Here is a 16,937-nt window from a genome sequence, read left to right as displayed (position 1 = left end):
ACGGGCTTCTCACCATGCGTACGACTGCCACCCTAATCTGTGAGAAGGATCGAGGTGGTTGTTCCTGAAATTCAATTTCGAGGAGTAACCATGAAAAAACTAGTACCCGACCCACCCTACCCAATCCCCTTCGTCACCATCATCAGCGACCTCGACCACGAAGAAGCCATGGCCCACGCCAACAAGCTGATGCACACCCTCAGCGACACCGTCCACGCCTACACCGTCTGCCAGCGCGACGAGCGCCTCGACGTGATGAAGGACAGCGTCGAGATCCTCGGCCAACTGGTCATCTCGCTGGTCCTCCACGCCCGGGCCAAGGGGGCGCCGGTATGAGCGACGACTTCAAGCCCGGCCCGACCCAGGGCAAGACCACCTGCCTCGAGATCTTCTGCATCCAGCCTGGCATCCCGTTCGATCACGCCTTCAGCGACCTGTCGGTGCTGCTCGGCTGCGTGGCGCATTTCACTACCGAGGCGGAGATGGAAGGGGACCTCATGGCCGCCAGTGCGGCGCGGATTCTCAGCGGTCTGGCCAAGGGGCTGATCGATGACATGGAGTTGGGGTTGAATCGAGCGCGGTGAATGGGGGGCTGCTGCGCAGCCCTTTCCGGCCGGTCCGACGCCTCGGCAAGGCCGCTCCTACAGGGGATCGCGTTTTCTTGTAGGAGCGGCCTTGCCGAGGCGTCGGACCGGCCGGAAAGGGCCGCAAAGCGGCCCCAGGGATGCCAGACCGGGCCACTGTCGTTAGACTGTCATCTCCCCACCACCGGACAGGAGTCCCGGCGTGCCCGACCCCCGCAGTTTCCCCAGCGACCTGTGCCTTGAAAGCCCACGCCTGCAGCTGCGCCCCATGCGCCATGGCGACGCGCAGCAGTGGCTGACCATCATGGCCGACCCGGAAGTGATGCGTTACTGGTACCACGCCCCCTGGCAGACCCTGGCCGAGGCCGAAAGCGCCCTGGCCGCCGACCGCGAAGCCTATGCCGCCGGCCAGTTGCTCAAACTGGGCATGTACCGCCGCGACAACGGCGAGCTGATCGGCATGGTCCAGCTGTTCAACCTCGAGGAGGGCTCGCGCCGTGGCGAGGTCGGCTACTGCCTGGCCAAGTCGGCCCAAGGGCGGGGCTACATGGACGAGGCGCTGACCTGCTTCATCGACTACCTCGCCCACACCCTGCACCTGCGTCGCCTGGAGGCGGAAATCGACCCGCGCAACCAGGGCTCGGCGCGCACCCTCGAGCGCCAGGGCTTCGTCCTGGAGGGGACGCTGCGGGCCCGCTGGTGCGTAGCGGGTGAGCTGTCTGACTCGGGGCTGTACGGGCTGCTGCTGGAACCGCCTGTGGCCTGATACCCGAGGGTGTCATGGACGAGTCTTTTATTGATGGATGGAGCCCGTGTTTTGCCTGTTTTATATGTGACGTTCACCTTGCTGCTGTTCCTGCTATGCCTGTGTTTCGACGGCATCCTGATGGGCGTCGATGGGCATATGCCTGCTTTGCAGATACTGCTCATGGGCCCTTGGGGCATTGCCTTCGGGCAGTACCAGTGGTTTGCCAATCCGCTGCTGGGCCTGGCGCTGCTCGCCCATCGGCGCTTTCGCCGGCTGGCGCTTGCAGCCGGGGTGATCGCGCTGGGCCTGGCGCTCAGTTGCCTTGGCATCGAACGGGTGCCGGACAACCGCAGCTATAACTTCCTGCCCCTGACGGGTTTTGGCGCCGGTTACTATCTATGGACACTGGCGATCCTGCTGTTCTGCGTCGGGCAGGCCTGGTGGTGCCGCAAGGTGCGTTCGGCGGCGGATGTGCCGGGCTGGCGCTGGTTCGATGGTGTGTTGATCACGGTGCTGGTGGCGACGATCTACGCCGGGACGCAGATGCCGAGCCTGCGCGTCCAGCCGAGCGGCGCCGACGAGTTGCCGGAGCAGGCTGCGACACGCTGATGCGGTGCGGCCCGGATGGGTTTGGAAAGTCGACAGGGGCTGGGTTAAGGTCGCAGCTTGTCCCGTTTTCTCCAGGTACCTGACTTGCCCGCTTTCTACCTGACCACAAGCCTGGCCCTGTACCTGCTGAGCCTGGCTTTCGACGGTGCCCTGACGGGCGCCGGGCGGCATGTGCCGGCGCTGCAGATGCTGCTCTACGGCCCCTGGGGCATCGCCTTCGGCCTGTACCAGTGGTTCGCCAATCCGCTGCTGGCGCTGGCTATCCTCGCCCATCGACGGTTCCGCCGCCTGGCGCTGGTATGCGGCCTGGTGGCGTTGTACCTGGCGGCCAGCAGTTTTGCCATCAGCCGCTTGCCGGACAACCAGAGCTACGCCTTCCAGGATGTGACCGGCTTCGGCGTGGGCTTCTACCTGTGGCTGCTGGCGATCCTGGTGTTCTGCCTGGGGCAGCTGTGGTGGTGCTGGAAGGCGCGCTCGGCGGCGGATGTGCCGGGCTGGGGTTGGCTCGATGTGGCGCTGATCGCTGCCCTGAGCGTGGCGCTGTATGCCGGTACGCAGATGCCCTCGCTGCGCTTCGAGCCGCACAAGGTGATCGTGCCGCCGGAGCAGCCGCGCAGCTTGTGATGGATTGCCCTGCGACAAGGCCCTTAATGCCAGCTCTTTCAAGGTCTTTGGGTGCGAGGATTGTTGACCGAGTGAGGGCCACCAAGTGTTCGCTGCAAGGCGAGCGGCGGGCACTTGATGGCCCTCAACGCACCGTTCCCCACTGCACCACGATCATCCCGATCACGATCATCCCCACCCCCGCCAGCCGCAACAGGTTCACCGGCCGCTCCGGCAACCCCATCAAGCCAAACTGGTCGATCAGCAGCGACGACAGCACCTGCCCGGCCACCACGCAGACGATGAACCCGGCTGCCCCCAGGCGCGGCGTCAGCACCAGCGCGGCGGTGATGTACAGCACCCCGGCGACCCCGCCGAACCAGGCCCACCAGGGCGCATGGGCCAGTTGCTGCACCTGCGGCAGCGGCGCGCGCATCAGCAGCAGGGCCGGCACCAGCATCAGCAGGCTGACCAGCAACGACACCCCGGCGGCCCACAGCGGATGGCCGAGCAGGCGCCCGAGCGCGGCGTTGCTGCCCGCCTGGAACGGCACGGCGGCGCCTGCAAGGAGGGCGATGAGCAAGGGGAGGGCGGCGAAGAGGCTGGCGGGCATGGTGTCTACTCCAGATAAGAACACTGGCCTCAGTCTCGATCATGCATTTCAATGATGGAAATTCGAACTTCGCACAGGCTGTATTCGTACCATGGATGATTTGCGCCGCATCGACCTGAACCTGCTGCTGACCTTGCACGCCTTGCTCAGCGAGCAACATGTCTCCCGCGCGGCCCTGCGCCTGCACCGCAGCCAGCCGGCGGTCAGCCATGCCCTGGCGCAGTTGCGCGAGCTCTTCGCCGACCCGCTGCTGGTGCGACGCGGTGGCCGCCTGCAACTGACAGCCCGTGCCGAGGCCTTGCAAGCGCCGTTGCAGGAGGCGTTGCAGCAACTCGACGGATTGCTCGGCACGCCGGGCTTCGAGCCGGCGCGGGTACGGCGTACCTTTCGCTTGGCCATGTCCGACTACGGCGCCCGCGTGGTGCTGCCAGCGCTGATGCGCCTGCTGCGGCGCGAAGCGCCGGGCATTGACCTGGTGGTGTCCCAGGGCAGCCGTGAGGCGATGCTCGGCCAATTGATCGACGGCGAAGCGGACCTGGCGCTGGGCGTGTTCCCGGAGCTGCCGACGGAGATGGCCCAGCAGGTGCTGTTCGAGGAATCCTTCGTCTGCCTGGCCGACCGCGCCAGCCTGCCGCCCCGTGGCGGCCTGGCGCTCGACCCGTGGCTGGCGCGGCCCCATGTGCTGGTGGCGGTACGCCCCGGCATCGACAACGAGATCGACCAGGCCCTGGCCAGCTTGGGCGCACGTCGGCGCATCGCCTTGACCCTGCCGCATTGGGGTGTGGCCCAAAGCCTCATTGCCGGGACCGATCTGGTGCTCACCGTGGCCCGGCGCAGCCTCGCCGGTGCCCGGCTGGACCCGGCGCTGCGCCAGTTCGCGCCGCCCCTGGCGATCTCGCCGTTCGCCTTCGCCCAGGCCTGGCATTCGCGGCGTGACGGCGATGCCGGGCACCGCTGGCTGCGGGCGCGGATCCAGGCGCTGTGCGTGAACGAAAGCGTGGCAGGGTGCTAGTGTCCTGTCTCGGAAATAAGCTGTTCACTTTTGGCGGCGTCTTGGGCGCCCGGCCGGCGTTGCCACTCCTCGCCATAGCCCTGCTATGACTCGTCGCGGCGCCTTGCCCGAACACCCAAGCCACTCGCCAAAAGAGAACGTATTTCCGAGACAGGACACTAGGCTGTGCCAAGACCCTAAGCGAGAAGGAATGCCCATGTTCAAGCGTTACCTGCCCGGCGTTGCCGCCCTGCTGATCGCGACCGCTGCCCAGGCCGAAGACTATTCGCCCACCTACACCCAGTGCATGGACAAGGCCTCCAGCACCTTGGCCATGGGCGCCTGTATCCAGGCCGAGACCCAGCTACAGGATGACCGGCTGAACCGGGTCTACAAGCAGTTGATGGCCAAGCTCGACAGCCAGCAGCAGAAGGACCTGCGCGAAGTCCAGCGTACCTGGATGAAGTACCGCGACGGCAACTGCGCGTTCCACGGCAAGTTGAGCAACGGCAGCATCTACCGCATCGAAGGCGCGATGTGCGAGATGGACATGAGCAAGGACCGGGCGGCGGAGCTGGAGCGTGTGCTCAGTCCGGGGCAGTAGCGCAGCATCAGCTTACAGATTGGTGGTTGATCTGGTCGGCTGAAGGGTATCGCCGCGACCTTGATGGCTGTATTTTTGTACAGCTCATGGACAGCTTGTTCACCAAGGGAGGAGCACATGCCTGACAGCACCGATGTCGCCAACTACTTCCTCACGCTGGAAGGCGAGGCGGGTGAAATCTCGAACCTGAAGCTGCAGAAGCTGGTTTATTACGCGCAGGGCTTCAGCTTGGTCTTGCTGGGCGGGCCGTTGTTCGAAGAGCGAATCGAGGCCTGGATGCATGGCCCGGTGGTGCCCGACCTCTACCGCCGGTTCAGCCAGCACGGCTCGAACCCGATTCCGGTGCCTGCCGTGTTCGAGCCGACCTGCTTTTCCCGGGAGCAGGCCCGTCTGATCAAGGAGGTCTTCGAGGTTTATGGGCAGTATTCGGCGTGGAAGCTCCGCCAACTGACCCATGAAGAAGACCCCTGGCGGGACAATTATCAGGAGGGCGCTTTCAGCCGGGAAATTCCCCGGGACGAAATGCAGCGCTACTTCAGGAACCACCTGGTGAACTGAGCAATGGTACGCAAGCGACTCAAGGAGCGAGACGCCCAGGGAAATCAGGTCAGGACACGCCAAGCGGCAGGCGAGGCTGACGATTCGGACCTGCGCCCACCAGTGTTCTCACTGGAGCACCTGCAATCAGGTTGGTGCATCCAGGATTGCCAGCAGGCGGAGCGGGCGCGGATGCTCGAGCGACTGCGCCAGATCAGCCAACGCACGTGGCGAGAGATCCGCCAGCTCGATCGACACGGTTATGGCACGGAGACGATTTCACGCGGCAGTATCAGGGCTGTGTTGCCTTCATTTCTCACCGAGGATGTTCGGTTGCTGGCGTTCAGGGCTTTCGATCTGGTGGCGATGGTGGGGTATCGCAGCGGGCGGATCTTCCATGTGATCTGGATAGATCGTGAGTTCAAGTTGTACAAGCATTGACGCGAAGTGCAGTGGTCCTTTGGTGGGCTAGTCAAGCGGGGTATGGCACCGGCTTTGCCGGTGTTCGCGGGCAAGCCCGCTCCCACAGGGTGCGCGGACTACCCGCGAAGTCAGCTCCCTGCGCGACTGTGGGAGCGGGTTTACCCGCGAAGAATCCAACGCGGTGCCTGGCACCGGCTTCGCCGGTGTTCGCGGCTAAAGCCGCTCCCACAGGTCCCTGCTAAATCAATCAGTCATTTGCAGTTCCATTGGAGCGGTCTTGCCCGAGCTTCAGGCGCTGCGGTGCGCGCGTCGTGCCCGGGCCTTCAGGTACTCGCGCACCTCCACGCCGTCTCCGGCGAACTCGATCCGCTGTGCCTTGGCCTCACGCTGGTAGGCGTACATCGGGTCGTAGTACTCCTTGAGCAGCCCTTCGATCCACCCTCGGTGCAGGCTCACGTCACCACTGCGCAACTGCTCCTCCAGCGCCTGGTCGAGCAACGTCGACAGCCGCTGGAAGCGTTCGCCGCCCAGGCGCTTGTGGATGTTGGCCATGCTCTGGCGCATACGCTCGGCGAACAGTGGGCCGCCGGCCTCTGCACCGTGCACGGCGATGTATTCGGCGCACAGGTTGATCACGTAGTCGCGCAGGATGCGTTCCACGCGATGCTCGAAGCTGTCTTCAAGCCACACCAGCGGATAGCGCTGCATGCCCTGGTACAGCTCCAGCGGCACCGCGCAGCTGCCGACCACGCGGCCTTCGTCCTCGAGCACGAACTGGCCGGTGCCACGCTCGCGTTTCTTGAGGATGTCGATGGCCAGCGCGTTCTCGAAATCGATCTGCGCCGGCTGCGCCGTGGCGCGCTTGCCGAAGCTGGAGCCGCGGTGGTTGGCGTGGCCTTCGAGGTCGAGCACGTTGTCCAGCTGGTGCAGCACATCGGTCTTGCCGGTGCCGGTCAGTCCGCCCAGCAGGACGAACTCGCACTGCTGCACCGCCTGCAGCGTGGTATCCATCAGCAGGGTGCGCATGGCCTTGTAGCCGCCCACCACCTTCGGATACTGGATGCCGGCGTCCTTGAGCCAGCCCTGGACGATCTGCGAGCGCAGACCGCCACGGAAACAATAGAGGTAGCCGTCGGGATGGACCTGGGTGAACGCGGCCCAGGCTTCCAGGCGCTGCTGCTTGAGCGCGCCGTTGACCAACTGATGGCCCAGGGCGATGGCGGCGGCCTGGCCCTGCTGCTTGTAGCAGGTGCCGACCTTCTGCCGCTCCTGGTCGTTCATCAGCGGCAGGTTGACGGCGCCGGGGAAGGCGCCCTTGGTGAATTCGATCGGCGCGCGCATGTCCATCATCGGCACGTCGTCGAGGAACAGCTGTTTCAGCTCGGTGCAGTCGGGGCGCATCAGATCACCTCGACTGCGTGGCTCTGTCGCTCGACCAGCTCGCCGATCGGCGCCAGCTCGAGCCCCAGTTCCCGCGCCACGGCGAGGAATTCGGCCTCGCCCTGCGGGGTGACCGCCACCAGCAGGCCGCCGCTGGTCTGCGGGTCGCACAGTAGGTGCTTCTGCTCGTCGCTCAGCGCGCCGATCTTGTGGCCGTAGCTGTCGAAGTTGCGCAGGGTGCCGCCGGGGATGCAGCCCTCGGCCAGGTAGTGTTCGACGCTGGGCAGGCGCGGCACGGCATTGAACTGCAGGCGGGCGGTGAGGCCGCTGCCCTCGGCGACTTCGACCAGGTGGCCGAGCAGGCCGAAACCGGTGACGTCGGTCATCGCCTGCACGCCGTCGAGCTTGCCGAAGCGGCTGCCCGGGGTGTTGAGGGTGCACATCCAGTCGCGGGCCAGGCCCTGGTCCTGTTCGCGCAGCTTGGCCTTCTTCTCGGCGGTGGTGAGGATGCCGATGCCCAGCGGCTTGGTCAGGTACAGGTGGCAACCGACGCTGGCGGTGTCGTTGCGCTTGAGGTGGCGCTTGCTCACCACGCCGGTCACGGCCAGGCCGAAGATCGGTTCGGGGGCGTCGATGGAGTGGCCGCCGGCCAGCGGGATACCCGCTTCGGCGCACACGGCGCGGCCACCGCGGATCACCTCGCGGGCGACCTCCGGCGGCAGCACGTTGACCGGCCAGCCGAGGATGGCGATGGCCATCAGCGGATCGCCGCCCATGGCGTAGATGTCACTGATGGCGTTGGTGGCGGCGATGCGGCCGAAGTCGTACGGGTCGTCGACGATGGGCATGAAGAAGTCAGTGGTCGAGACCACCCCACGCTCGTCATCCAGGGCGTAGACGGCGGCGTCGTCGCGCGAGGCGTTGCCGACCCAGAGTTTCGGGTCGAGGGCCTGGGTGCCGCTCTCGGCGAGGATCACATCCAGGACCTTGGGAGAAATCTTGCAGCCACAGCCAGCGCCGTGGCTGTACTGTGTCAGACGAATCGGCTCGCTCATGTGCACCTCGACTTTTCGTGATGCGCGATTGTAGCAAAGCTGGCCTTTGTGCCTGCGGCTCTTATACTTCCCTCGTTTATCAGCATCGCGGGGCAAGCCCGCTCCCACGCAGACCTGCGATGCGCCATCGACTCATGCCCCGCTATCGAACCGGAGAATCCCCATGCTCAAACGCCCCCTGGCCCTGTTTGCCGGCCTCGCGCTGTCCTGCTGCGCGGTGGTCGCCCAGGCCGCCGATGTGCTGCGCGTCAGCGCCATCCCCGACGAGGCGCCGACCGAACTGCTGCGCAAGTTCAAGCCGCTGGGCGAATACCTCGAGCAGCAGCTGGGCATGAAGGTGCAGTTCGTGCCGGTGGCCGACTACCCGGCGGTGGTCGAGTCGCTGGCCAGCGATCGCCTGGACCTGGCCTGGCTGGGGGGCTTCACCTTCGTCCAGGTGCACCTGAAGGACCCCAAGGCCACGCCGCTGGTGCAGCGTGAGCAGGATGCCAAGTTCACCAGCAAGTTCATCACCGCCAACCCGGACGTGAAGAGCCTCAAGGACCTGAAGGGCAAGACCTTCGCCTTCGGTTCGATTTCGTCCACCTCGGGCAGCCTGATGCCGCGTTACTTCATGCTCAAGAACGACAACATCAAGCCCGAGGAGTACTTCAGTCGCGTCGCTTATTCCGGCGCCCACGATGCCACCGCCGCCTGGGTCCAGGCCGGCAAGGCCGATGCCGGCGTGCTCAATGCCAGCGTCTGGGACAAGCTGGTCGCGGCAGGCAAGGTCGACACCAGCAAGGTCAAGGTGTTCGCCACCACGCCGGAGTACTTCGACTACAACTGGACCGTGCGCGGCAACATGGACCCGGCGCTGAAAGAGAAGATCAAGCAGGCCTTCCTCGCCCTGGACCCAGCCAAGCCTGCGGACAAGGCGATCCTCGACCTGCAGGCCGCCAGCCGCTTCATCGAGACCAAGCCGGAGAACTACCAAGGCACCGAGCAAGCCGCGCGTGAGGCTGGCCTGCTCAAGTGAGTATCCGTGTTCAGGGCGCCAGTGTGCGCCATGGTCAGGTCCAGGCCTTGAGCGCGGTGGACCTGCAGTTCGGCCAGGGCGAGCGGGTGGCGATCATCGGCCCGTCCGGGGCCGGCAAGTCCAGCCTGCTGCACCTGATGGCCACTGCCGTGCCGCCCAGTGACGGGCGCCTGGAGCTGTTGGGCGAGCAACCCTGGGCCTTGTCTGCCCGGGCCCGCCAGCGCTTGCGCGCACGGGTTGGCCTGGTGCACCAGGCGCCGCCCCTGCCGCCGCGCCAGCGGGTGGTCACCGCCGTGCTGGCGGGGCGCCTCGGGCAGTGGGGCACGTTGCGCGGGCTGCTCAATCTGATCCATCCCGGCGATGTGCCCGGTGCCCGCGCGGCGCTGGCCGAGCTGGGCATGGCCGACAAGCTGTTCGCCCAGTGCGGGCAGTTGTCCGGTGGCCAGTTGCAGCGGGTCGGCATTGCCCGCGCCTTGTACCAGCGACCTGAAGTGCTGCTGACCGACGAACCGGTCTCGGCCATGGACCCGGTGCTGGCCGACCACAGCCTGGCGCTGCTCAACCGCCATGCCCAGGCCCATGGCGTGACCCTGGTCGCCAGCCTGCACGCGGTGGAGCTCGCGCTGGCGCATTTTCCGCGCATTGTCGGCATTCGTGCCGGGCAGGTGGCGTTCGACTGCCCGGCAGCAGCGGTCAGCGAAGCGATGCTCGATGCCTTGTACGCCAACGAGCAACTGGCCTCGCCTGTCACCGCGACGGCAAGCCTGCAGGTGCAGATCCCGCGATGCTGAGCACTGACCAGCGCGATCCCGCTGCCATCCCTCGCTTGTTGCTGACCCTGCTGTGCCTGGCGCTGCTGTGGCCGGGCTTGCACTTGAGCGAGCTGGATCCCGGCGTGCTGTTGCAGGCCGAGAACCGTCAACAGATGGCCAGCTTCGTCAGCGCGTTCTGGCCCCCGGCCCACGACGGCGAGTTTCTCGATTTATTGCTCAGCGCCACGGTGCAGACCCTGGCCGTGGCCACGGCGGGCATGACCCTGGCGCTGCTGCTGGCGGTACCGGCCAGTCTGTTGGCCAGCCGGGCACTGTCGCTGCGGGCGGCTTCCAACGGTGGACGTCTGCGACCGTGGTCACGCGCTGCGCGCCTGCCGGTGCGCGGCGTGTTGATCTTCCTGCGCAGCGTGCCCGAGATTGTCTGGGCACTGCTGTTCGTCCGCGCTGTAGGCCTGGGCCCGACCGCCGGGGTGCTGGCCATCGCCATTACCTACAGCGGCATGCTCGGCAAGGTCTACGCGGAGATCTTCGAATCGGTGGACCAGCGCCCGGCCCATGCCTTGCTCCAGGCCGGCAGCAGCCGGCTGTCGGCGTTTCTCTACGGCACCCTGCCCGAGGCCGCGAGCGAGGTGGTGTCCTACACCGTGTACCGCTGGGAATGCGCGGTGCGCGCCTCGGTGGTGATGGGCTTCGTCGGCGCCGGCGGCCTGGGCCAGCAGATCGACCTGTCGATGCGCATGTTCGCCGGCGCCGAGGTGGCGAGCATGCTGCTGACCTTCCTGCTGCTGGTGATGCTGGCCGACCTGCTCAGCCGCTTCCTGCGCGGGAGGCTCGCATGAGGCGGGTGATCAATGGGCTGGTGATTGTCGCGATCCTGGCGGCGGTGCTGGCGTCGTTCGCCTACCTGGAGCTGGACCTGGCAGCGGTTGTCGGCAGCGGTGGGCCGGCGCAGATGGGGGAATACGCGGCGCGTTTCCTGCACCCGGACCTCTCTGTGGCGAACCTGCGGGCGGTTGGGCGCGGCGCCTTGGAAACGCTGGCGATGTCGGGGATGGGGACACTGCTGGCAATACTGCTCGGCCTGATGCTGGCGCTGCCGGCCGCCGGACGCTTTGGCTGGCCGTTGCAGGGCGCGGCGCGCCTGCTGCTCAATGCGCTGCGGGCGATTCCGGAGCTGGTCTGGGCGGCGCTGACCGTGCTGGCGGCGGGCCTGGGGCCGAATGCCGGCACCCTGGCGCTGGCGCTGCACACCGCCGGGGTGCTGGGGCGGCTGTTCGCCGAGGCGCTGGAGAATGCGCCGCCTGAGCCTGCGACGGCGATCCGCCTGCAAGGCGGCAGCCAGGTGGCGGCGTTCTGTTTCGGCACGTTGCCCAACCTGTGGCCACAACTGCTGGCGTACAGCCTGTATCGCTGGGAAAACAACATCCGCATGGCCAGCGTGCTGGGCTTCGTGGGGGCGGGCGGGCTGGGACAGATGCTCTACGCGACCCTGAGCCTGTTCCAGGAGGCCCAGGCCAGCACGGTGATCATCGCCATGCTGTTGCTGGTGCTGCTGGTGGATGCCCTGAGCAATGTGCTGCGCCAGCGTTTCGTGCGCGCCTGAACGGGCTTGATGCGCTACCTGATCTCTGACTGTAGTCCCGCTCCGGCCTCGCGCCAAGCCCTGTTCGTCAATCCGAAAAATAAACTTCACCGGAGCGTAAAAAGACTTTTTTCGGTCATGGTTTTTGCGGTATCAAGGAACCAGACAGCCGAACCCTGCAGCACAGGTGGCGTCATCCACGCCCTCCTTGCCAGGTGAGCTTCCCGCCCGTAACAACGCGGATACGGGAAGAACGGCAGTCACTCTGCGGCGCAGCCGTTCGCGCCGTGTGGCTTTCACATAAGGTGAACGAGTATGGATGACCAAGGACGCAACCCTTCCTCCAACCAGCCAATCCTGTATGTGCTCGATACCAACGTCCTGATTCACGACCCCAACGCCCTGCTCAACTTCGAGGAGCACCACGTCGCCATACCGATGACGGTGCTGGAGGAACTCGACAAGCTCAAGACCGGTAAACACACCATCGCCGCCGAGTGTCGCCAGGCCATCCGCCTGATCGACCAGACCCTCGGTGATGCCTCGCCCAGCGATGTCGAGCAGGGCGTGCCGATCCAGCGCGGCAAGAGCGGGCCCAAGGGCTTCCTGTCCATCCTCATGAGCACGCGCAACGAGCCGAACCGCCTGCTCCCCGAAAACCTCGCCGACAACATCATCATCAACCAGCTGCTGGACCTGCGCGCCAAGCGCAAGGACCTCGACGTGGTGCTGGTGACCAAGGATATCAACATGCGCCTGAAGGCGCGTGCCTGCGGGATCGCCGCCGAGGACTACAGCACCGACCAGCTGGTCGACGACGTGTCCTTGCTGTCCAAGGGCTATCACTCGGTCACAGGGTCGTTCTGGGACCGCGTGAGCAAGGTCGACACCCGCCAGGAGCGCGGCCGTACCTGGCACCGGGTGCAACTGATCGACAACCTGCCGGCGGTGCATATCAACGAGTTCATCATCGATGAACAGGGCTTCGTCGGTTGGATCAAGGGCATCCGCAACGACGAGCTGCTGCTGCTCGACCTGCACCAGGAACCGCTGCTGCACCAGGAAGCCTGGGGCCTCAAGCCGCGGGACATCCACCAGAGCCTGGCGCTGTTCGCCCTGCTCGACCCGGATATCCACCTGGTCAACCTGACCGGCGCCGCCGGCTCCGGCAAGACCATCCTGGCGTTGGCCGCGGCCATCGAGCAGACCATGGTCAGCAAGCGCTACCGGCGCATCATCGCCACCCGCAGCGTGCAGGGGCTGGACCAGGAGATCGGCTTCCTGCCGGGCACCGAGGCGGAGAAGATGGAGCCCTGGCTGGGCGCCATCACCGACAACCTCGAAGCGCTGCACATGGACGACGAGAGCACCCACGGCAGCGTCGAGTACATCCTCGAGCGGGTGCCGTTGCAGTTCAAGTCGCTGAACTACATCCGGGGTCGCAGCTTCCAGCAGAGCCTGATCCTCATCGACGAGTGCCAGAACCTCACGCCGCACCAGATCAAGACCATCATCACCCGCGCGGGGAACGGGTCCAAGGTGGTCTGCCTGGGCAACCTGGCGCAGATCGACACGCCGTACCTGTCGGCCACCAGCTCCGGGCTGACCTACCTGACCGAACGCTTCAAGGACTTCCCCCACGGCGTTCACATCACCCTGCAGGGCGTGCCGCGCTCGGTGCTGGCCGAGTACGCCGAGTCGCATCTGTAACCCAAGCCCGCTCCCACGATTCGTCGTGGGAGCGGGCTTACCCCGCGATGCGCTGATCTGCCCTCTGCTCAAAGCTGACCTGCAGGTTTACACTCTGTATTCCCTACCCAGGAGCAGAGCAGTGCTGACTCATCTTGATTCCCAGGGGCGCGCCAACATGGTCGACGTCACTGAAAAGGCCGTGACCGCCCGCGAGGCGATTGCCGAGGCGCGGGTGCGCATGTTGCCGGACACCCTGCGCATGATCGTCGATGGCCAACACCCCAAGGGCGACGTGTTCGCCGTGGCGCGCATCGCCGGCATCCAGGCGGCGAAGAAGACCAGCGACCTGATCCCGCTGTGCCATCCGCTGATGCTCACCGGCGTCAAGGTCGAGCTGGCCGCCGAAGGCGAGGATGTGGTGCACATCGTCGCCCGCTGCAAGTTGGCCGGGCAGACCGGCGTCGAGATGGAAGCCCTGACCGCCGCCAGCGTCGCCGCGCTGACCATCTACGACATGTGCAAGGCGGTGGACAAGGGCATGGTCATCGAGCAAGTGCGCCTGCTGGAGAAGACCGGCGGCAAGAGCGGCCACTACAAGGTGGAGGGGTGATGAAGGTCAAGGTCATGTATTTCGCCCGCTACCGTGAGTTGCTGGGCGTCGATGCCGAGCGCCTGGAAGGTGACTTCAAGGTACTGGAGGATGTGCGCCAGGCCCTGGTGGGCAAGGGCGGGCATTATGCGGTGCTGGCCGAGCAGAACCTGATGTGCGCCCGCAACGAAGAGCTGTGCCGGCTCGATGAGCCAGTGGAAGAGGGTGACGAGATCGCGTTCTTCCCACCCGTGACCGGAGGTTGACCGTGGCCGTACGTGTCCAGCAGGCGGCCTTCGACCCGGGCGCTGAGGTCAACGCCATGCACGCCGCCAATGTCGGCGTGGGCGCGGTAGTCGGTTTCGTCGGCTACGTGCGCGACTTCAACGATGGCCTGGATGTGGCCGGGATGTTCCTCGAGCACTACCCGGGGATGACCGAGAAGGCCCTGGCCAAGATCGTGGTCGAGGCCGAGCAGCGCTGGCCGTTGCTCAAGGTCGAGGTGCTGCACCGCATCGGCGCCCTGGAGCCGGGCGAGCCGATCGTCTTCGTCGGCGTGGCCAGCGCGCACCGCCAGGCGGCGTTCGATGCCTGCAACTTCATCATGGATTACCTGAAGACCCGGGCGCCGTTCTGGAAGAAGGAGAACACCCGGGAAGGGCCGCGCTGGGTCGAGGGTAAGCAGAGCGATCAGGATGCGGCGGGGCGCTGGGAGTCCTAGGGAAAGGTCGCTTTCTGTAGGAGCGGCCTTGTGCCGCGAAAGGGCCGCAAAGCGGCCCCAGGGTTTCAGCATTGATGCAGATATTGCTGGGGCCGCTGCGCGGCCCTTTCGCGGCACAAGGCCGCTCCTACAGGGAGGTGAGCGGCCTTGAAGATCAATGATGCTTGCGCGGCACCGGCTTCAACAGCTCGTCCGGCGGCATCTCGCACTTGATCTTGCGCCCCAGCAGCTCCTCGATCGCCGGCAGCTGGTACGAATCGTCCTCGCCGGCAAAGCTGATCGACACACCGCTGCTGCCCGCACGGCCGGTACGGCCGATACGGTGCACGTAGTCGTCCGGATCTTCCGGCAGGGTGAAGTTGATCACATGGCTGATGCCGTCGATGTGGATGCCGCGGCCGGCCACATCGGTGGCCACCAGCACGCTGATGCGTCCTTCGCGGAAATTCTCCAGGGTGCGGATGCGCTTGTGCTGTGGCACGTCGCCCGACAGCTGGGCGGCGTTGATGCCGTCGCGCACCAGTTTCTCCTCGATGCGCCGCACCTCGTCCTTGCGGTTGGCGAACACCATCACCCGTTCCCACTTGTTCTGCGTGACCAGGTTGTACAGCAGCTTGTACTTGTCGCTGCCGGCCACGGCGTAGACGTGCTGCTCGACGGTCTCGCTGGCCACGTTCTCCGGCTCGATCTCGACGATGGCCGGATCGGTGGTCCACTGCTTGGCCAGGTTCATCACATCGTCGGTGAAGGTGGCCGAGAACAGCAGGGTCTGGCGCTCGCTCTTGGGCGGGGTCTGGCGGATGATCTGGCGGACCTGGGGGATGAAGCCCATGTCGAGCATGCGGTCGGCCTCGTCCAGCACCAGCACCTCGACCATGTCCAGGTGCACCTCGCCGCGCTGGTTGAAGTCCAGCAGGCGGCCGGGGGTGGCCACCAGGATGTCGCAGTGGCGGGCCTCCAGCGATTTCAGCTGCTTGTCGAAGTCCATGCCGCCGACGAAGCTCATCACGTTCAGGCCGCTGTACTTGGTCAGGGCCTGGGCATCCTTGGCGATCTGCACCACCAGCTCGCGGGTCGGGGCGATGATCAGCGCCCGCGGCTCGCCCATGTAGCGCTCCTTGGGCGGCGGCACCTGCTGCAGCTGCGAGATGATCGAGACCAGGAACGCGGCGGTCTTGCCGGTGCCGGTCTGGGCCCGGCCGATGGCGTCCTGGCCACGCAGGGTGTGGCCCAGGACCTGGGCCTGGATCGGCGTGCAGTAGGGGAAGCCGAGGTCGTGGATGGCGTGCATCAGCTCGTTGGAGAGCTTGAAGTCGTGGAAGCGGGTCTTGCCTTCCTGCGGCTCGACCACGAAGTCCTCGGGCTTCCACAGGCTGGCCTGGGGCTTGGGCTTGCGTTCGCGGCGCGGCTTGTCCCGGGCGGGCTGCTCGGCGCGTGGCTGGTCGGCGGGCTGGGGTTCGGCCTGCGGTTTTGCCGCGGCCCTGGGCTTGGCGTGCTGGCGCGCTGGTGCCTTTTCGACGGCCGGTTGCGCGGCCGGCGCGGGCGGGGTCACGGCGACGGGCTCGGCGGCCTGTGGCGCGGCGTCTCCCTTGGCGAATATTTTCTTGAGTGCCTTGAGCACGGTCGTCTCGTCAACTGGTTAAGGAATGTACGCCGGGCAGTGTAATGCAAGAATCGGGCGCGGCGTAGTGCAATGCATCCTGGGCTACAGGATCACTTCAGCTGGTGGCTCAGCCAGTCGTGGATGTCGGACAGCTCGGCCACCGCCACTTCGTGTTCCATGGGGTACTCGTGCCACTGGGCAGCCACACCCCAGGTATCGAGGTATTCGAACGCCGTGCGGCCCATCGACGGGATCACCACCGAGTCATGCACGCCGTGCAGGCACAGCGCCGGGGTGCGCTGCTGGCAGGCGCTCAACTGCTGGCTGTCGGTGAAGGTCGGTGCGTAGGTGGACAGGGCGATCACCCCGCCCAGGGCCTCCTGCCACTTTATATAGGCGGTGTGCAGCACCACGGCGCCGCCCTGGGAGAAACCGGCGAGGAAGATGCGCGACAGGTTGATGCCCTTGGCCTGTTCCGCCTTGATCAGGGCAATGACCTGATCGGCCGATTCCTCCAGCTGCGTTTCGTCGATGGCCCGCGCCGGGGTCATGGCCTTGATGTCGTACCAGCTGGGCATCTGGTAGCCACCGTTGATGGTCACCGGGCGGGTGGGGGCCTGGGGCATGATGAAGCGGGTGCTCAGCAGGCGTTCCTGGAGAAATTCCGCCACAGGTAGGAAGTCGTAACGGTCGGCCCCCAGGCCGTGCAACCAGATCACACAGGCGTCGGCGGTTTTCTGGGGTTCGAGGATCAGCGGGTTGGTCATGACTGCTCCGAAAGAGTGCTTGCGTACTTATGTAGTGCGTAAAAA

Annotated in this window: 22 protein-coding genes; 17 read left to right on the top strand and 5 right to left on the bottom strand. The window is 65.8% G+C overall.

Annotated elements, in window-relative coordinates:
- Positions 1-90: 90 nt before the first annotated feature.
- From LU671_RS01040 to LU671_RS01020, 5 genes are all read left to right on the top strand, one after another.
- On the top strand, positions 91-336 hold the full coding sequence (locus LU671_RS01040; protein ID WP_232854693.1) for a hypothetical protein: 246 nt from the start codon (positions 91-93) through the stop codon (positions 334-336).
- The gene (locus LU671_RS01035; protein ID WP_050703802.1) at positions 333-584 is read left to right on the top strand and encodes a DUF3077 domain-containing protein; all 252 of its coding nucleotides are present in this window, start codon (positions 333-335) and stop codon (positions 582-584) included. The genes LU671_RS01040 and LU671_RS01035 overlap by 4 nt, the downstream gene beginning before the upstream one ends.
- 202 nt (positions 585-786) lie before the next feature.
- Positions 787-1,350 carry a GNAT family N-acetyltransferase gene (locus tag LU671_RS01030; RefSeq protein ID WP_232854692.1) on the top strand — a complete coding sequence of 188 codons (564 nt, stop codon included), beginning with the start codon at positions 787-789 and terminating at the stop codon, positions 1,348-1,350.
- Between the two features lie 51 nt (positions 1,351-1,401).
- Complete coding sequence (locus LU671_RS01025) at positions 1,402-1,941, top strand: hypothetical protein (protein ID WP_110736792.1); 540 nt, start codon at positions 1,402-1,404, stop codon at positions 1,939-1,941.
- Positions 1,942-2,025: 84 nt separating this feature from the next.
- Positions 2,026-2,565, top strand: a complete 540-nt coding sequence (locus LU671_RS01020; protein WP_232854691.1) for a hypothetical protein — start codon at positions 2,026-2,028, stop codon at positions 2,563-2,565.
- A 124-nt stretch (positions 2,566-2,689) separates the two neighbouring features.
- On the opposite strand, the gene LU671_RS01015 is transcribed toward LU671_RS01020, so the two are convergent.
- The gene (locus LU671_RS01015; protein WP_203647938.1) at positions 2,690-3,157 is read right to left on the bottom strand and encodes a DMT family transporter; all 468 of its coding nucleotides are present in this window, start codon (positions 3,155-3,157) and stop codon (positions 2,690-2,692) included.
- 91 nt (positions 3,158-3,248) lie between these two features.
- Here LU671_RS01015 and LU671_RS01010 point away from each other — a divergent pair, with 91 nt between their 5' ends.
- The 4 genes from LU671_RS01010 to LU671_RS00995 all read left to right on the top strand — a co-directional run bounded on the left by LU671_RS01010 (position 3,249) and on the right by LU671_RS00995 (position 5,730).
- Positions 3,249-4,169 (top strand): LysR family transcriptional regulator, encoded by a 921-nt coding sequence (locus LU671_RS01010; RefSeq protein WP_203647937.1) that lies wholly within the window; start codon positions 3,249-3,251, stop codon positions 4,167-4,169.
- Between the two features lie 196 nt (positions 4,170-4,365).
- A complete protein-coding gene (locus LU671_RS01005) occupies positions 4,366-4,752 on the top strand; it encodes a lysozyme inhibitor LprI family protein (RefSeq protein WP_062575096.1) in 387 nt (128 codons plus the stop codon).
- Positions 4,753-4,869: 117 nt separating this feature from the next.
- The gene (locus tag LU671_RS01000; protein WP_203647936.1) at positions 4,870-5,310 is read left to right on the top strand and encodes a Panacea domain-containing protein; all 441 of its coding nucleotides are present in this window, start codon (positions 4,870-4,872) and stop codon (positions 5,308-5,310) included.
- A gap of 3 nt (positions 5,311-5,313) precedes the next feature.
- Positions 5,314-5,730 (top strand): hypothetical protein, encoded by a 417-nt coding sequence (locus LU671_RS00995; protein ID WP_232854690.1) that lies wholly within the window; start codon positions 5,314-5,316, stop codon positions 5,728-5,730.
- Between the two features lie 270 nt (positions 5,731-6,000).
- Here LU671_RS00995 and mnmH read toward each other — a convergent pair whose 3' ends face one another.
- Together mnmH and selD are read right to left on the bottom strand one after the other, a co-directional pair.
- Positions 6,001-7,113 (bottom strand): tRNA 2-selenouridine(34) synthase MnmH, encoded by a 1,113-nt coding sequence (gene mnmH / locus LU671_RS00990; RefSeq protein WP_232854689.1) that lies wholly within the window; start codon positions 7,111-7,113, stop codon positions 6,001-6,003.
- The gene (gene selD, locus LU671_RS00985; RefSeq protein WP_232854688.1) at positions 7,113-8,147 is read right to left on the bottom strand and encodes a selenide, water dikinase SelD; all 1,035 of its coding nucleotides are present in this window, start codon (positions 8,145-8,147) and stop codon (positions 7,113-7,115) included. The genes mnmH and selD overlap by 1 nt, the downstream gene beginning before the upstream one ends.
- Positions 8,148-8,310: 163 nt before the next feature.
- On the opposite strand from selD, the gene LU671_RS00980 reads away from it, so the two are divergent.
- The 8 genes from LU671_RS00980 (at position 8,311) to moaE (ending at position 14,522) form a co-directional block, all read left to right on the top strand.
- Positions 8,311-9,165: a putative selenate ABC transporter substrate-binding protein gene (locus tag LU671_RS00980; RefSeq protein WP_232854687.1), complete on the top strand. Its 855-nt coding sequence runs from the start codon at positions 8,311-8,313 to the stop codon at positions 9,163-9,165.
- Entirely contained in the window at positions 9,162-9,956 is a 795-nt protein-coding gene (locus tag LU671_RS00975) for a phosphonate ABC transporter ATP-binding protein (protein WP_232854686.1), read from the top strand. Before LU671_RS00980 ends, LU671_RS00975 begins: the two co-directional genes overlap by 4 nt.
- A complete protein-coding gene (locus LU671_RS00970; protein ID WP_232854685.1) occupies positions 9,950-10,777 on the top strand; it encodes a PhnE/PtxC family ABC transporter permease in 828 nt (275 codons plus the stop codon). The genes LU671_RS00975 and LU671_RS00970 overlap by 7 nt, the downstream gene beginning before the upstream one ends.
- On the top strand, positions 10,774-11,541 hold the full coding sequence (phnE, locus tag LU671_RS00965) for a phosphonate ABC transporter, permease protein PhnE (protein ID WP_232854684.1): 768 nt from the start codon (positions 10,774-10,776) through the stop codon (positions 11,539-11,541). The genes LU671_RS00970 and phnE overlap by 4 nt, the downstream gene beginning before the upstream one ends.
- A 294-nt stretch (positions 11,542-11,835) precedes the next feature.
- Entirely contained in the window at positions 11,836-13,230 is a 1,395-nt protein-coding gene (locus tag LU671_RS00960; protein WP_011535580.1) for a PhoH family protein, read from the top strand.
- A gap of 121 nt (positions 13,231-13,351) precedes the next feature.
- Positions 13,352-13,822 (top strand): cyclic pyranopterin monophosphate synthase MoaC, encoded by a 471-nt coding sequence (moaC, locus tag LU671_RS00955; protein ID WP_046857035.1) that lies wholly within the window; start codon positions 13,352-13,354, stop codon positions 13,820-13,822.
- Entirely contained in the window at positions 13,822-14,067 is a 246-nt protein-coding gene (gene moaD, locus LU671_RS00950; RefSeq protein WP_203647930.1) for a molybdopterin converting factor subunit 1, read from the top strand. Before moaC ends, moaD begins: the two co-directional genes overlap by 1 nt.
- 2 nt (positions 14,068-14,069) lie before the next feature.
- Positions 14,070-14,522, top strand: a complete 453-nt coding sequence (gene moaE, locus LU671_RS00945) for a molybdopterin synthase catalytic subunit MoaE (RefSeq protein ID WP_203647929.1) — start codon at positions 14,070-14,072, stop codon at positions 14,520-14,522.
- 154 nt (positions 14,523-14,676) lie between these two features.
- On the opposite strand, the gene rhlB is transcribed toward moaE, so the two are convergent.
- Positions 14,677-16,143, bottom strand: a complete 1,467-nt coding sequence (gene rhlB, locus LU671_RS00940; RefSeq protein WP_203647928.1) for an ATP-dependent RNA helicase RhlB — start codon at positions 16,141-16,143, stop codon at positions 14,677-14,679.
- 92 nt (positions 16,144-16,235) lie between these two features.
- Entirely contained in the window at positions 16,236-16,892 is a 657-nt protein-coding gene (locus LU671_RS00935; protein ID WP_203647927.1) for an alpha/beta hydrolase, read from the bottom strand.
- Positions 16,893-16,937 lie beyond the last annotated feature (45 nt).

Source organism: Pseudomonas sp. NMI760_13, from assembly GCF_021283245.1.
Lineage (GTDB): Bacteria > Pseudomonadota > Gammaproteobacteria > Pseudomonadales > Pseudomonadaceae > Aquipseudomonas > Aquipseudomonas peradeniyensis.
The sequence above is the reverse complement of the archived record's forward strand: the minus strand, read 5'-3'. Positions and strand labels throughout refer to the sequence as shown.